At 65.9% G+C, this 15557-nt stretch carries 11 protein-coding genes; 7 read left to right on the forward strand and 4 right to left on the reverse strand.

Translation table 11 applies throughout. The features are described 5' to 3' along the window. Positions 1–102: 102 nt before the first annotated feature. Genes RT662_RS12475 through RT662_RS12485 form a run of 3 tightly spaced genes read right to left on the reverse strand, consistent with a single transcriptional unit; the run spans position 103 to position 5254 of the window. Positions 103–1041 (reverse strand): DUF979 domain-containing protein, encoded by a 939-nt coding sequence (locus RT662_RS12475; protein ID WP_313671031.1) that lies wholly within the window; start codon positions 1039–1041, stop codon positions 103–105. Beyond that, the gene (locus RT662_RS12480; RefSeq protein ID WP_313671040.1) at positions 1038–1682 is read right to left on the reverse strand and encodes a DUF969 domain-containing protein; all 645 of its coding nucleotides are present in this window, start codon (positions 1680–1682) and stop codon (positions 1038–1040) included. The genes RT662_RS12475 and RT662_RS12480 overlap by 4 nt, the downstream gene beginning before the upstream one ends. Positions 1683–1696: 14 nt before the next feature. Next, complete coding sequence (locus tag RT662_RS12485) at positions 1697–5254, reverse strand: hydantoinase B/oxoprolinase family protein (protein ID WP_313671032.1); 3558 nt, start codon at positions 5252–5254, stop codon at positions 1697–1699. 126 nt (positions 5255–5380) lie between these two features. Between RT662_RS12485 and RT662_RS12490 the strand changes: the two genes are divergently transcribed. From RT662_RS12490 to RT662_RS12505, 4 genes are all read left to right on the forward strand, one after another. After that, positions 5381–7186 carry a toll/interleukin-1 receptor domain-containing protein gene (locus RT662_RS12490; RefSeq protein WP_313671033.1) on the forward strand — a complete coding sequence of 602 codons (1806 nt, stop codon included), beginning with the start codon at positions 5381–5383 and terminating at the stop codon, positions 7184–7186. Then, the gene (locus tag RT662_RS12495; RefSeq protein WP_313671034.1) at positions 7183–7878 is read left to right on the forward strand and encodes a hypothetical protein; all 696 of its coding nucleotides are present in this window, start codon (positions 7183–7185) and stop codon (positions 7876–7878) included. The genes RT662_RS12490 and RT662_RS12495 overlap by 4 nt, the downstream gene beginning before the upstream one ends. A gap of 108 nt (positions 7879–7986) precedes the next feature. After that, complete coding sequence (locus RT662_RS12500) at positions 7987–8313, forward strand: carboxymuconolactone decarboxylase family protein (protein ID WP_313671035.1); 327 nt, start codon at positions 7987–7989, stop codon at positions 8311–8313. A 128-nt stretch (positions 8314–8441) separates the two neighbouring features. Next, the gene (locus RT662_RS12505) at positions 8442–9338 is read left to right on the forward strand and encodes a glycoside hydrolase family 16 protein (protein WP_313671036.1); all 897 of its coding nucleotides are present in this window, start codon (positions 8442–8444) and stop codon (positions 9336–9338) included. On the opposite strand, the gene mutS is transcribed toward RT662_RS12505, so the two are convergent. After that, positions 9339–11885, reverse strand: a complete 2547-nt coding sequence (gene mutS, locus RT662_RS12510) for a DNA mismatch repair protein MutS (protein WP_313671041.1) — start codon at positions 11883–11885, stop codon at positions 9339–9341. A gap of 146 nt (positions 11886–12031) precedes the next feature. Here mutS and RT662_RS12515 point away from each other — a divergent pair, with 146 nt between their 5' ends. The 3 genes from RT662_RS12515 to RT662_RS12525 all read left to right on the forward strand — a co-directional run. After that, positions 12032–14293 (forward strand): NADP-dependent malic enzyme, encoded by a 2262-nt coding sequence (locus RT662_RS12515; protein WP_313671037.1) that lies wholly within the window; start codon positions 12032–12034, stop codon positions 14291–14293. Then, positions 14287–15054, forward strand: a complete 768-nt coding sequence (locus tag RT662_RS12520; RefSeq protein ID WP_313671038.1) for an alpha/beta hydrolase — start codon at positions 14287–14289, stop codon at positions 15052–15054. The genes RT662_RS12515 and RT662_RS12520 overlap by 7 nt, the downstream gene beginning before the upstream one ends. Further along, the coding region (locus tag RT662_RS12525) for a QueG-associated DUF1730 domain-containing protein (protein WP_313671039.1) at positions 15033–15557 on the forward strand (525 nt) is incomplete at its 3' end. The genes RT662_RS12520 and RT662_RS12525, both read left to right, overlap by 22 nt.

The raw sequence follows: 15557 nt of genomic DNA on the forward strand, positions 1-15557 counted from the left end.
CATCGCCGGCCAGCACATGATCCAGCTTGTGCGGATACTCACGCGTCACATGGCCCAGCGCGATGCCAGCCATGCGGGCAGCTTGAGTAGCGTCGAGCTTCATCAGAAGGCAAATCCCCAGATCATTGCAGTGTTGAACAGCCAGAGTAGCACGGCCGTGGGCCATTGTGCGCGGATCACGGCGTAGCGGTCGGGCAGGTTCAGTAGCGCGGCCGGCACGATGTTGAAATTGGCCGCCATTGGCGACAGCAAGGTGCCACAGAAGCCGGCCAGCATGCCAACGGCACCCACCACCACCGGATCACCGCCTAATCCCAACACCAGCACCGGCAGGCCGATACCGCCCATCATCACCGGGAAGGCGGCAAAGGCGTTGCCCATCATGATGGTGAAGATGGCCATACCACCGGTGAAGGCCAGCACGGCGGCAAGGCGGCTGCCTTCGGGGATTGCCATCGGGGCCAAAGCGCCGACGATCTCGCCGACGCCGGCCACCGTGAACAGCGCACCCAGGCTGGCCAGCAGCTGCGGCAGGATCATCGCCCAGCCCACGCCTTCGGCCAGACGGCGACCTTCCTGCATCGGGGCGACCAAGGGCGGGCGCAGCCACAGCATCAGGACGGAAGTGGCGATGAGGGCGCCGAGACCGAGGCTGATGAGTGTGACCTGCTTGGGATCGACAAGCCCGGGCAACAACGGGAAGATGAAGGTGCCGGCCAGCGCGACGCCGGGCATGATCAGGGCAGGCAGGAACAGTCGGTTGCCGTGCCGGGTGACGCTGGCCAGGCGTTCGGCAATGGTTGTCGTGGCAGCCTGACCCTTGCCGGGTGCTCCCAGCAGCGCCAGCGCCACCAGTAGCAACAATAACAATCCGTTGCCTGTATCTCCTAAAGCATCACCTGCGAGAAACTCCACGGCAAGCAGACCCCAGAAGCAGGCGCCGAGCAGGCGCTTCGTGTGCTGCCGATCGAGCAGGGTCGCGACCGCCCAACTGCCGAACACCAGCCCGGCAAGCGTATAAAGCGCGGGAAGGCCGATCATGGCTTCATCCGAAGCAGCCGGCCGCCATGCACCGCAAAGGCCGCCAGCGCGGTGGGGATGGCCCACACCGAAAGCTGCAGCGGCTGCACGATGATGCCGGCGCTTTCGAGGAAGCCCTTGATCAGCAGGATGGACGCGATGGCGAGGAAGATATCCTCGCCGAAGAAGATGCCGACATTGTCGGTCGCAGCCGCCATCGCCTTGACCTTGTTGCGTCCGTCCAGCGTGATCGCCGGGTTGTCGCGTTCAGCGGCGGCTTCAGTCATTGGCGCGAGCAGGGGCCGCACCGTCTGGGCATGGCCGGCGATCTGCGTGAGGCCAAGCGCTGCGGTGATCTGACGAAAACCAAGATAGATCAGCAGGATGCGTGAAGTTGTTGCGGCTTTGGTTCGGGAAATCAGCGCTGCGGCCTGTTCCTGCAATCCGGCGCGTTCCATCAGGCCGATTACCGGCAGTGCCAGCCAGGGCACCGAGACATAGCGGTTTTGGTGAAAGGCCTTGCCCAGCGCTGCCACCACTTCGGGAAGCGAAAGGCCAGCGCCCAGGCCTGACCCGAAGGCGGCGGCCACCACCACGCCGAGCGGATTGGCCCGCAAGGCAAAGCCGATGACGACAATGGCGATTCCGGCCAGCGGCCACAGGCTGGGCAGGGTTGTCACGTGCCGTAACCGCCGCCGCCGGGCGTCTCGATCACGATCATGTCGCCTGGTGCCAGTTCGGCGCGGTCGCAGGCGGCAAGTGTTTCGACGCGGCCGTCGCTGCGTTCGACGCGGGCGCTGCCGGGCAGGGCGTCGCTGCCGCCGGCAAGACCGAAGGGCCGGGTTCGGCGGCGGCCGGAGAGCAGGGAGGCGGTCATGGCTTGGCAGAAGCGGATGCGGCGGATAACGCCGTCGCCGCCGGGCCAATGACCTTTCCCTCCAGAACAATGTCTTGTGCCGAATTCCTCAACCAATACCGGAAAGCGGGATTCGAGCACTTCCGGATCGGTGAGGCGGCTGTTGGTCATGTGCGTCTGGACCGCGCTGGCCCCTGCGAAGCCGTTCCCGGCACCCGCACCACCGCAGATGGTTTCGTAATATTGGTGCTCAGCATTGCCGAACGTGAAGTTGTTCATCGTGCCTTCGGACGCCGCCAGCACGCCCAGCGCGCCGAACAGGGCATCGGTGATGATCTGGCTGGTTTCCACGTTGCCGGCGACGACAGCGGCGGGGGCCTGGGGGCGCAGCATCGAACCTTCGGGCACAATCAGGCGCAGCGGCCGCATGCAGCCATCATTCATTGGCAGATCATTGCCAGCCAAGCATCTAAAAACATAGAGGACGGCTGCTTGCGCCACCGAGAAGGGGGCGTTGAAATTGTCTGGGAGCTGCGGGGAAGTGCCGGTGAAATCGATGGTCGCGCTGCGACTGGAAGGATCGATGCGGACGGCGACCTTGATACAAGCGCCATTGTCCATTTCCACCGTCTTCTCGCCGTCGTTCAGCCGGGAAATTGCTGCACGAACAGCCTGTTCGGCATTATCCTGCACGTGACGCATGAAGGTGGATACGACCGGTTCGCTTTCCGCCCGGCACAAGGCCAGCAGCGCCTGCGCGCCGCGGGTGCAGGCGGCGGTCTGAGCCTTGAGGTCCCCGATGCAACGGGCCGGGTCACGGGCTGGCCAGGGGCCGGAGCCGAGCAGGGCCAGCATCTCGGCTTCGAGGAAGTTTCCTCGATCAATCAAAAGGATATTGTCGATCAGCACGCCTTCTTCATCGATGCGGCGGCTGTCGGGCGGCATGGATCCGGGTGTGATGCCGCCGATATCGGCCTGGTGACCGCGCGCGGCGACCCAGAAGGCGGGCATGGCGCCATCGACGAAAACCGGTGTAACAACAGTGACATCGGGCAGGTGGGTGCCGCCGGCGAAGGGGTTGTTGAGCACGAATGTGTCGCCGGCGTGGATACCGCGGGCGGAACCAGCCCATTTGCCCATCACCGTGCGCACGCTGTCACCCATCGAACCGAGGTGGACCGGCATGTGCGGGGCATTGGCGATCAGATGGCCTTCAGCGTCGAACAGCGCGCAGGAAAAATCCAGCCTTTCCTTGATGTTGACTGACCAGGCGGTGGTCTTAAGCGCTTCGCCCATCTCTTCGGCGATGGCCATGAAGCGGTTCGCGAACAGTTCGAGGCGGATGGGATCTGGGGCGGCGGTCGAGGCGGGCGCAATGGCCCTGGCGGCCGGGGCGAGGCGGGTGAGCACCAGGTTGGCGGCGGCGTCCACTTCGGCCTGCCAGCCGGGTTCCACTAATGTCGTGCCGGCGCTGTCGATGATCACGGCGGGGCCGGCGATGCGCCAGCCGGTGGGCAGGCCGGCACGGTTGTAGAAGGTGCAACGCTGCCAACGGTGTCCGATGAATACCGGATGGGTGGCGATATGTGCCGGTGTGCTGCCGGCGGCTGGCGGTGTGCTGCCGGCGGCTGGCAGCGCGGGTGTTGCGCCCATGGCCTCGGCGATCAGCGCATCCACCACCAGATCGGCGCCCGATATCGCAAAGCCGAATCGCTGCGCCTGCTCGGCGGCAAAAGCGCTGGCCATGGCCGCCGGCGGGCCAAGCGCCAGGTCCACGCCGCTGTCTGACCCGGCATAGCGCAGCCGTGCCTTCACCAGCACGCTGGCCGCCGCTTCGCCTTGCGCCAGTAGTGCGGCGCGGGCCTGTTCGGCAAGCTCCGCAGCCGGGCCGGAAAGATCAGTGTCAGGCCCTAGCGGCCAGTTCAGCGTGCGCTGCCGCACCACCCGCACTTCCGCGAGGCCGATGCCGAACGCCGAAAGCAGCCCGGCCAGCGGGTGGATCAGGATACGGGTCATGCCCAACTGGTCGGCGATGGCGCAGGCGTGCTGGCCGCCGGCACCGCCGAAGCTGGTGAGCGTATAGCGCGCTGCATCATGGCCGCGGGCGATGGAGATGCGGCGGATGGCCTGGGCCATGGTTTCGGTCGCAATCGCGCGCGCGCCGGCCGCAACCTGCTCAGGCGGTTGAGCGATGGCTTCGCCCAACCGGGAAAAGCCGGTGCGCACGGCGTCTGCATCCAGCGGCTGGTCACCGCCCGGGCCGAACAGTGCCGGGAAATGATCGGGCTGCACGATACCAAGCATCACATTGGCATCGGTGATGGTGAGCGGCCCGCCGCGCCGATAGGCCGCCGGGCCCGGCACGGCGCCGGCGCTTTCGGGGCCCACCTTCAGGCGGCCACCGGCATGGCTGATGATCGATCCGCCACCGGCCGCCACCGTATCGATCTTCAGCATCGGCACCCGCATCGGCACCCCGGCGATGATCACCTCTTCGGCGCGTTCATACTGGCCGTCGAACAGGCTGACGTCGGTGGAGGTGCCGCCCATGTCGAAGCCGATCAGCCGATCTTCCCCGGCGCTCCGCCCGGCCGCCGCCATGCCGACAATGCCGCCAGCCGGACCCGAAAGAATGGCGTCGCGGCCATGAAAGTGCCCGGCGCGGGCGAGACCGCCGTTGCTCTGCATGAAGGCGAGGTTCACCCCGGGCAGGCCGGCCGCGACCGTGTTCACATAATCGCGCAAGGGGGGTGACAGATAGGCATCCACCACGGCGGTGTTGGCGCGCGGCACCAGCCGGATCACGGCGCCCACGTCGTGGCTGGTCGTCACCTGGGTAAAGCCGATTTCCCGCGCCATCGCAGCCACCCGCGCCTCGTGCGCCGGGTAGGCGTGGCCGTGCAGGCAGGCGACGGCGAGGCTGCGATACCCGGCGTCAAACGCACCTTGCAGCGCGGCGCGGGTGCTGGCTTCATCCAGCGGGCGCAAGATTTCACCCTCGGCGGTCACCCGTTCGTCAATCTCCACCACCGTTTCATACAGCGGCGCGGGCTTCCTGATCTCCAGCGCAAAGATATCGGGCCGGGCCTGGTGGCCGATCAGCAGCGCATCACGGTGGCCACGCGTGATGGCCAGGCAGGTGGGCTGGCCGCGCCGTTCCAGCAGCGCGTTGGTCGCCACCGTCGTGCCCATGCGCACGGCCTGGATTGGCGCGGCATCATCCCCCCGCAACCGCGCGATCCCGGCCAGCGCCGCATCAGGATAATGTTCCGGTGCGTGGCTGAGCAGCTTGGCCGTTTCCAGCCTGCCATCGGGGCGCAGCGCCACGATATCGGTGAATGTGCCGCCTCGATCGATCCAGAATTGCCACCCCGCCATGGCTGTGTGGTGGCGGTGGGCGGCGCGGCGGTCAAGGGCGCAGGCTGACGGTCCGCCAAAAATTTGGATTTCCGAAAATGAATGTTAAGCTTGAACTTCGCTGATGTGGGGCACGCGACTTTGGACATGGTTTCCATGACGCCGCGCTATTCCGTCTTCCTCTCGTACAATCGGGGGGACTTCACGGCGGCGCAGCGCATTCAGCGCTGGCTGGAAACCTATCGCCTGCCGCGCCGGCTGCAGGGCGGTGGGCCGGCCTTTGCCGATGATGGCCGCCGCTTGCGGCCAGTGTTCCGCGATATCGATGAAATGCGGGTGGCGCCCGATATCGACAGCGCCGTGATCGAGGCCATTGGCGCATCGGCCTGGCTGGTGGTGCTGTGCAGCCCGGCATCAGCCAAATCCGAATGGGTAGCGCGTGAGATCGCGATGTTCCGTGCTGCCCACGGCGATGATCACATCCTGCCGCTGCTGCTGGAAGGCACGCCGGAAACCAGTTTTCCGCCGGCCTTGCTGCAACGTGCCGATGGCCGGCCGTTGGTGCCGCTGGCCGCCGATATGCCCGGCGAGGGCGAACGGCTGGCGCTGTTGAAGCTGGTGGCGGTGATGGCCGGCGTATCGATGGCCGTGCTGGTGCAGCGCGATGCCCAGCGCCGGCTGCAGCAGATCGCCGGAGCGGCGGCACTGGCGATTGCGGTGCTGGCCGTGGTGCTGGCGCTGGTGGTGCAGAACATGAATGCCCGCCTGGCCGAGGAAAAGCAGCGGGTGCGGGCCGGCACCCTTTCAAACTACATGCTTGATGATTTGCGCGCGCAGTTGAAGCGGGCCGGGCGGCTTGATCTGCTGACGGCGGTGAATGACGGTGTGGCGAAAAGCTGGCGCGGGCAGGATCTTTCGGGCCTTTCCGATGCCGATTTGCAGCAGCGCGCCAAGCTGCTGCTGGCCATTGCCGAAGATGACGAAAGCCGCGGCGATCTGGTGGCGGCGCGGGTGCAGACCGAGGAAGCCATGCGCACCACCGCGCAATTGCTGGCCAAGGCGCCAACCGATCCGGCGCGCATCTTCGCCCACGCCCAGAGCCAATATTATACCGGCATGGTGAGCTGGCGCGGCGGGGAACGCACCCGGGCGGCCACCGCCTTTGCCGCCTATCGTGATCTGGCCAGTCGCCTGATCGCCATCGATCGCAGCAAGCCGGACTGGTGGATGGAGGTGGGCTATGCCGAGAATAATCTGGGCACGCTGGCCCTGCGCGCCCGGATCGATACGGCGGCGGCGCAAGGGCATTTCCTGAGCGCGCTGAAGGCGTTTGCCGCGGCCGATGCGCTGCGCCCCGATCATCACGATACGTTGATGAGCCTGGCTGATACCGAGGCCTGGCTGGCGGATACCCAGCGCCTGGCCGGCGCGCCCGAACAGGCATTGGCAGCGCGGGCGCGACAGAAGACCATTCTCGATCGGCTGGCTGTGCTGGACCCGCAGGACCGGCAGGTGACGACCGACCGGGTTGCCTACGAATTGGCGCTGGCCCGCATCTCGATCGAGGCTGGCCGCCCGGACGAGGCACTGCCCCGGTTGAGCGACGGCAAGGACAAGGCCGCCACGCTGGCCGCCAACGATCCGCAGAACGTGCGCCGCCGCGCGCAGGTGCGGATGTTCAGCCTGATGCAGTTGAAGGCGCTGTTGCTGCGGCCACCGGCGCGGCGGCCGGATGCGGCGACACTGGCGGTGCTCAATGGTGATTGTGCAAAGGACCGGGCGACGTTGAAGGCCGATGAACTCGCCGATTTCTGCGAGTTTCTTGCTGCCCGCCGCACCGGCACGCCACCGCCGCCGCTGGTCACGGGCGGGGACCGGCTGACCGAACGCTGGGGGCTGGACATGGCAGCAGAGCGAAACTGGGCAATGAAAGCAGAGGAGAGTGCACGATGAAGCGCAATTTGGGGATAATAGCCGGGCTGCTGGTGCTGGCAGCGTGCGGGGAGAAGGGCGGGGCGGATACAGTCAAAGCGGGCGGGGCAGCGGCGGCTCCACCGATCGTTCCGGCTGAATCACTGGTGGCAGGTGCGACCGAGGAAATTCCCACGGCCAAATGCAGCGGCGATCCGATTGGAAAGCCGGTCGTGATGATCCTGGGTGACAAGTCGATTTCCCAGTTGGGCGGCAATGACCAGGAAATCGTTCGCAATGTGACGAGGGATGGCAAGGGCAGCGGACCGCCGACGCTGGCCAACCCGAAGCTTTACCCGACCAATCTCGACCTGGCGGCAAATGGCGTTGCCAGCAAGCAGGGCGACTATGTGGAGATTAAGATCCAGCTGCAGCCGGCCAAGCCGGCCAATCGCGACATGATTTTCATCCGCATGGATGCCAGTGCGGTGCCGAAGGATGGCGACAGCTCGGCTGGCGCGGTGACGGTTCGCAAGGGCGACAGCGGCCTTTTCTGTGGTCGCTCGCCGATCACGAAGAACCAGACGACCGGATATGAGACGGTTACGTTTGGTTCGCTGCTGCAACCGGGCATGGAGTCCTCGCTGAACATCGGCGTTCTTGTGGCCAACAAGAAGGACCCGACCAAGTGGACGCCGATCTACATCGATCCCAACATGAAGAACGAGGGCTGACGCGTGATTAGGGGGCTGCCCGGATAGGGTGGTCCCCGCCGGGCTCCTATCGTTGCGCCTCAACGTGAACGGAAGGCGACGACGATGGGCACGCGCGATTGGCGGCAAATGATCACCGAAATGAATGGCGCGGTGAAGAACCTGCGCACGGCAAGCCCCGATGTGATGAAGGCCTTTGGCGACATGAGCCGCGCCGCGCATGCGGGCCCGGCGCTGGATCACGCCACCCAGGAACTGATCGCGTTGGCCATCGGCGTTGCCACCCGCTGCGAGCCTTGCATCGCCTATCATGCCGAAGGCGCGATCAAGGCCGGCGCGACGAGGGAACAGGTGGCCGAAACGCTGGCCATGGCGGTGTATATGGGAGCGGGGCCGAGCGTGATGTATGCCGCCAAGGCGCTGGAGGCCGTGGACCAGCTTTCGCCGCCGGGCTGAGCGCTCTGCTGCCGCGCTTGCCACGCTTGGCCAAGTCCACTAGGCTCTATGAGAACGTTATCAATCCGGATTCACCGGCAGGCGTTGATCGTGGGGGTGGCATGCGGATTGGCCGGCGAGCTGGATTGATGGTGGCCGCACTGGTGGTGCTTTCCGGCTGCGGCGGTGCCGGTGGCGGCAGCGCGATTGCTGCACCAGCGCCCGCTCCGACGCCCGCTCCAACGCCCACCCCCACGCCGCCGCCCGCGCCGCGCCTCGTGTTTGCCGATGAATTCAATGCCGGCACGCTGGACCGCAGCAAATGGAATGTCGAAGGGCCGGCCTTCTGGGTGAACAACGAAGTCCAGGCTTATGTCGACAGTCCGGAAACCATCAGTTTCGCGATGCCAGCCGGCGCCGATGGCGGCGCGCTGGTGCTGAAACCGGTGCCGCGCCGGGGGTATGTGACGCCCGGCGGCCGAGTGACGGATTTCGTGTCGGGCCGCATCAACACCGCCGACAAGGTGGACGTGACCTATGGCAAGGTGGAAGCGCGCATCCGCATGCCGGATGCCATCGGCGTCTGGCCCGCGTTCTGGCTGCTGGGCTATGGCGCCTGGCCCGACAGCGGCGAAATCGACATCATGGAAAATGTCGGCGACAAGGCGTGGGTCAATGCCGCCATCCACGGCCCCGGCTATTCCGGGGATACGCCGCTGTACAAGCGCTTTGACTTGCCCGCAGGCGAGGATGTGACCGGCTGGCATGTCTATGCCGTTGAACGCACCGCAGAAGCGGTTATCTTCACGGTTGATGGCCGCGAATATTACCGGGTGACGCGGGCGACGGTCGAACGCTATGGCCCTTGGCGCTTTGACCGGAAGCAGTATCTGATCCTGAATTTTGCCATCGGTGGCATTTATCCAAACAAGGTCAACGGCATAACCGCGCCTTATTTCGGCCTGCCGCAAGCCACGGTGGACAAGATCAACCGCGGCGAAGTGGCGATGGACGTGGACTGGGTGCGGGTGTGGAGCCCGACCTGATCAGGATTTTCCAGCCAGCGCTTTCAGATCCGCCAGCAGGTCCAGCGCTTCGCGCGGGGTGATGTTGTCGGGATCGATCTGGCTGAGTTTTTCGCGCAGGTCGTCGGTGGTGGTGGTCGCGGGCGCGGCGAAGAGGGGGAGGCTGTCCACCCCGGCCGCAATCCCGCCGGTCTGATCGCGGCGGGTTTCGAGCCGCGTGAGGACGGCGCGGGCGCGGGCGAGGACGGGGGCGGGCACGCCGGCGAGGCGCGCCACGGCCAGGCCATAGCTTTTGTCGGCAGCGCCGGGAGCGACCTGGTGCAGGAAGACGAGATCGCCTTTCCATTCGCGCACTTTCACGGTGACGCTGGCGAGGCTGGCGAGCTTGGCGGTGAGCGGCACGAGTTCGTGATAGTGGGTGGCGAAGAGGCAACGGCTTTGCAGATCGTCGTGCACGGCTTCGAGCACGGCCCAGGCGATGGCGAGGCCATCATAGGTGGAGGTGCCGCGGCCGACTTCATCGAGGATGACAAGGCTGCGGTTGGTGGCACCGGTGAGGATCGCCGCGGTTTCGACCATTTCGACCATGAAGGTGGAGCGGCCTTCCGCCAGATCATCGGCGGCGCCAACCCGGCTGTAGAGCCGATCGACCACGCCGATATGCGCCGCGGCAGCGGGGACGTGGCTGCCGGCCTGCGCGAGCACGGCGATCAGCGCGTTCTGGCGCAGGAAGGTGGATTTGCCGGCCATGTTGGGGCCGGTGACGAGCCAGACCCGGCGATCCGCCGACAGGTCGCAATCATTGGGGGTGAAACGGGTGCCGGATTTGCGCACCGCGAGTTCGACCACCGGGTGGCGGCCGGATTCGATATGGAAGGCGGTGCTGGCGTCTACCGTGGGGCGGCACCAGTTTTCGGAAGCCGCCAGTTCGGCCAGCCCGGCAGCAACGTCCAGCCGGGCCAGCGCGGCGGCGGTGGCGGCGATACTGGCGGTGTGGCTGAGTGCCGTTTCGCGCAGTTCTTCCAGATGCGCGGCTTCGGCGGCCAGCGCGTGATCGGCGGCCTGGGCGATTTTGGTGCCGAGTTCGCCGAGTTCGGGGGAGGAGAAGCGAACCGCGCCGGCCATGGTCTGGCGGTGGATGAAGCCTGAGTCCGCGCGCAGCAACGGATCGGCGCGCTGAGCGGGGACTTCGATATGATAGCCGAGCACATTGTTGTGGCGGATCTTGAGCGCCGTGATGCCGGTTTCGGCTTTCAGGCGGGTTTCGAGTGCGACAACGGCGGAGCGGCCATCCTTGGACGTGTCGCGCAGCGCATCAAGCGCCGCGTCGAAGCCGGGGCGGATGGCGCCAGGGAGTTCGATGGGCGGTTCGTCCACCAGGGTGCGGGCGAGTTGTTCGACGAGGGCGCCGAGGCCGGAACCGATTTGGCTGAGCGTTTCGGTGAGCAGTTCGGTTGGAGCAGCGCGGGTGGTCAGCGCGTGACGCAGGGCGAGCGCGCGGGCGAGACCGGTGGAGAGCTGGCCCAGATCACGCGGGCTCCAGCGGCCGATGGTGAGGCGGGCCAGCGCGCGGGCGATATCGGGCAGGCCGGCCAGCGTGTCGCGGGTGCCGGTGCGGGTGAGCGGATCGGCGATGAACCATTCCACCAGGTCGAGCCGGGCCACGATGCTTGCCGGATCGGTGAGCGGCGCGGCGATATCCTGGCCCAGTTGGCGCGCGCCGGCGGCGGTGACGGTGCGATCGATGGCGGCTTCGAGGCTGTGGCGCGAGGAGGAGCGTTGCAGTTCAAGGCTGGCGCGGGTGGCAGCATCAATGGCCATGCGGCTGCCGGGCAATTCCTGGCGCGGCGGCAGGATCAGTGGTGCAGCTGACCGGGCGGTTTCCTGCACGTACGCCAGCAGCGCGCCGGCGGCGGCGAGTTCGGGCCCAGAAAAATCGCCCCAACCGTCGAGGGTGGCGACACCGAAGCGGGATTTCAGCGTTGCCTCGGCGCGGGCTGAGGAGAAGTCTGTGGCGGGGCGAGTGGTGCCCTTGGTGGCGTGGCCTTCGGGCACCAGCAGTTCCGCCGGCGCGAGGCGGGCGATTTCGCCTTTCAGTTCCGCCACGCTGCCAGCCCGGGTGTGGAAGGCGCCGGTGGAAAGATCGAGCCAGGCCAGGCCGGCGGCATCGCTTGTCCCGGCCAGCGCCGCCAGCCAGTTGGAGCGCTTGGGTTCGAGCAGGGCGGTTTCGGTGATGGTGCCGGGCGTGACGATGCGCACGATGGCGCGGGCGACAACGGACTTGCTGCCGCGCTTCTTGGCTTCGGCCGGGTCTTCCACCTGTTCGGCAATCGCCACGCGGTGCCCGGCGCGGATCAGGCGAGCAAGGTAGTTTTCATGGGCATGCACCGGCACACCGCACATCGGGATCGGCTCCCCGCCATGCTCGCCGCGCTTGGTCAGCGCGATGTCGAGCGTGGCGGCGGCTGCAACCGCATCCTCGAAGAACAGCTCGTAGAAATCGCCCATGCGATAGAACAGCAGCGCGTCCGGCACCTCGGCCTTTATGCCGAGATATTGGGTCATCATGGGGGAGGCGGCGGTCACGTTTCAGCGATAGCGCGCAGGCGCTGCGGTGCAAAGGGGCGCGTGAAAGCGGCACAGGGCATGCCAAAGCGCTTGCCCCTTTGCTGCCACAATCCTATCCGTGGCGCATCCAGGCTTCAGGACAAACCATGAGCAGCATCGACGACAACGATTTTGGTGACCGCGAGGCACTGGCCTATCACCGCATGGGCAAGGCCGGGAAGATCGACATTGTCGCGTCCAAGCCGATGGCGACGCAGCGCGATCTGTCCCTCGCTTATTCCCCCGGTGTCGCCGCCCCGGTGCGCGCCATCGCCGCCGATCCCGACAGTGCCTATGATTATACCATCAAGGGCAATCTGGTCGCCGTCATCTCCAACGGCACCGCCATCCTGGGCCTGGGCAATCTGGGCGCGCTGGCATCAAAGCCGGTGATGGAAGGCAAGGCGGTGCTGTTCAAGCGCTTTGCCGATATCGACAGCATCGATCTGGAAGTGAACACCGAGGACGTCGACAAGTTCATCGCCTGCGTGGAACTGCTGGAGCCGTCGTTCGGCGGCATCAACCTTGAGGATATCAAGGCGCCGGAATGCTTCATCATCGAGACGACGCTGAAGGAACGGATGAACATTCCGGTCTTCCACGATGATCAGCATGGCACGGCGATCGTGGCGGCCGCCGGCATGATCAACGCCATGCACCTGACAGGGCGCAAGCCGGAAGACGTGAAGCTGGTGGTGAACGGCGCCGGGGCGGCCGCGATTGCCTGCACCGAACTGATCAAGCTCTATGGCGTCAGGCATGTCATCATGTGTGATACCAGCGGTGTCATCTACAAGGGCCGCGAAAAGGGCATGAACCAGTGGAAATCGGCCCATGCCGCCGATACCCCGGCGCGTTCCCTGGAAGAAGCCATGGTGGGCGCGGACGTGTTCATGGGCCTGTCCCAGAAGGGTGCCGTGAGCCCCGAAATGGTCGCCAGCATGGCGCCCAATCCGATCATCTTTGCCATGGCCAACCCCGATCCGGAAATCACGCCCGAAGAAGTCCACAAGGTGCGCAGTGATGCCATCGTGGCGACCGGGCGCAGCGATTATCCCAACCAGGTCAACAACGTGCTGTGCTTCCCCTATCTGTTCCGGGGCGCGCTGGATGTGCGGGCAACCGCCATCAACGAAGAGATGAAGCTGGCCGCCGCCAACGCCATCGCCAGCCTGGCGCGCATGCCGGTGCCGGATGAAGTGGCCGCAGCCTATGGCGGCAAGGCGCGCAATTTCGGCCCGGAATATATCATCCCGGCCCCCTTCGATCCGCGCCTGATCGAACATATCCCCACCGCCGTCGCCAAGGCCGCCATGGCTTCGGGCGCGGCGCGCAAGCCGTTCTTTGATGAAGACGCCTATCGCCAGGAACTGCGCGGGCGGTTGAACCCCACCACGTCGATCCTGCAGGGCGCCATCGAAAGCGCCCAGAGCCGCCCGCGCCGGGCGGTGTTTGCCGAAGCCGAACAGGATGTGGTGCTGCGCGCCGCGATGAACTGGAAGAACAGCGGTTACGGCACGCCGGTGCTGGTCGGCCGCGAGGGGCCGGTGCGCGAAGGCCTGGCGCGGCTGGGCGTGGAGGACATCGACAGTTTCGAGATCCACAACAGCGCCATCTCGCCGCTGGTGCCGCGCATGGTCGAATATCTGTATGAACGTCTGCAGCGCCGCGGCATGCTGCACCGCGACGTGCAGCGCATGGTGAACCATGAACGCAACGTGTTCGGCGCGCTGCTGGTGGCGATGGGTGAAGCCGATCTGATGCTCACCGGCGTCACCCGCAATTTTGCCACCACTTATCGCCAGGTGCGCCAGGTCATCGATCCGGCACCCGGCTGCCGCCCGTTCGGCATCCACATGCTGGTGGGCAAGCAGCAGACGATCTTTGTGGCCGATACCACCGTGACCGAACGGCCCACCGCCGAATCGCTGGCTACCATTGCCATCGAAACGGCCGCCGTGGCGCGCCGGCTGGGCCAGGAACCGCGTGTGGCCTTCCTGAGCTACAGCAATTTCGGCAATCCGCGCGGCGAGTTTGTCGACAATGTGCGCGGCGCGGTGCAGTTGCTCGATAACCAACAGGTCGGCTTTGAATATGAAGGCGAAATGTCGGCCGACGTGGCGCTGAACCCGGCGATGCGGGCGCAATATCCGTTCAATCGGCTTTCCGGCCCGGCCAATGTGCTGATCATGCCCGGCCTGCACAGCGCCAACATCGCCGCCAAGCTGATCAAGGAAGTCGCCAATCTGCGCGTTGTTGGCCCTATGCTGGTCAACATGTCCAAACCCGTGCAGATCGTGCCGATGAACAGCAGTGCATCGGATATCGTCACGCTGGGCGTGCTGGCCTCCACGGGCGTGGTGTGCTGAAGCCGCCCGTTCTCCTCATCCACGGCATGTGGTCGACGCCGGCCACGTTTGACCGGCTGCGCCCCGTGCTGGAGGAAGCCGGCCATCGCACCCACGCGCCGTGCATCCTGTTCCACGATCGGCCGGTGAGCCTGCCACCGGCACCGGCCCTTGGGGAGCTGTCGATCACCGCCTATGTGGATCATCTGGTCGCTGAAGCCGGCAAGCTGGGCGCGCCCCCAGTGATTTTGGGCCATTCCATGGGCGGCCTGCTGGCGCAGATGGTGGCGCAGCGGATTCCGCATGCCGGCCTGGTGCTGCTGTCGCCGGCGGCGGCGGCCAACAGCCAATCCCCCAGCCTTGATCCGTTCCGCACGCTGAAGAGTGTCGTGCTGAAATGGGGCTGGTGGGAACAACCGACCCTGTGTGACGAAGCCGGCGCGCGCTGGGGCATTTTCAACGGCGTGCCCGAAGAGGTGACGCGACAGGAAATCGCCGCGCTGGTGTGGGATTCGGGCCGCGTGCTCGCCGAAATGGCGTTGCCGCCGTTGTTCGGCAACGTCACGCGAGTGGATTATGCCCGGTTGAACCAGCCGGCGCTGGTGGTGGTGGGCCTGAACGATCGGATCACCACGCCCGGCATCGCGCGGGCGACGGCGCGCAATCTCACTGGCCAGGTGGATTATCAGGAACTGCCGGGCGCGCCGCACTGGCTGTTCTGGGGCGAACTGGAAGATCGGGTGACGGCGATGGTGGTCGATTGGCTGAAAACGCTCAGTTGATTGCGGCGCTGAAGGCCGAGGCGCTGCGTCTGGGCTTTGCCGATATCGGCATCACCGCGGCTGATGCGATTCCGGAAGCTGGTGCGCGGCTCAAGGCCTGGCTGGCCGATGGCTGCCACGGCGACATGATCTGGATGCCGGAACGCGCCAAGGAGCGCGCCAGTCCCAAAGGCCTGTGGCCCGATGTGAAGAGCGTCATCATGCTCGGCACCAGCTATGCGCCGCCGCTCGATCCGCTGCGGCTGGCGGGTGAGGGCGATACGGGCGTGATCTCTGTCTATGCCTGGAACCGCGATTATCATGATCTGATCAAGAAGCGGTTGAAGACGCTGGCGCGCTGGCTGGTGGCGGAGGGTGGCGGCGAACTGAAGGTGTTCGTCGATACCGCCCCGGTGATGGAAAAGCCGCTGGCCGCCGCCGCCGGGCTGGGCTGGCAGGGCAAGCACACCAATCTGGTGTCGCGCAAACACGGCTCATGGCTGTTTCTGGGCGCGATTTACACC

It is taken from the genome of Sandarakinorhabdus sp. (genome assembly GCF_032115815.1).
Classification (GTDB): Bacteria; Pseudomonadota; Alphaproteobacteria; order Sphingomonadales; family Sphingomonadaceae; genus Sandarakinorhabdus.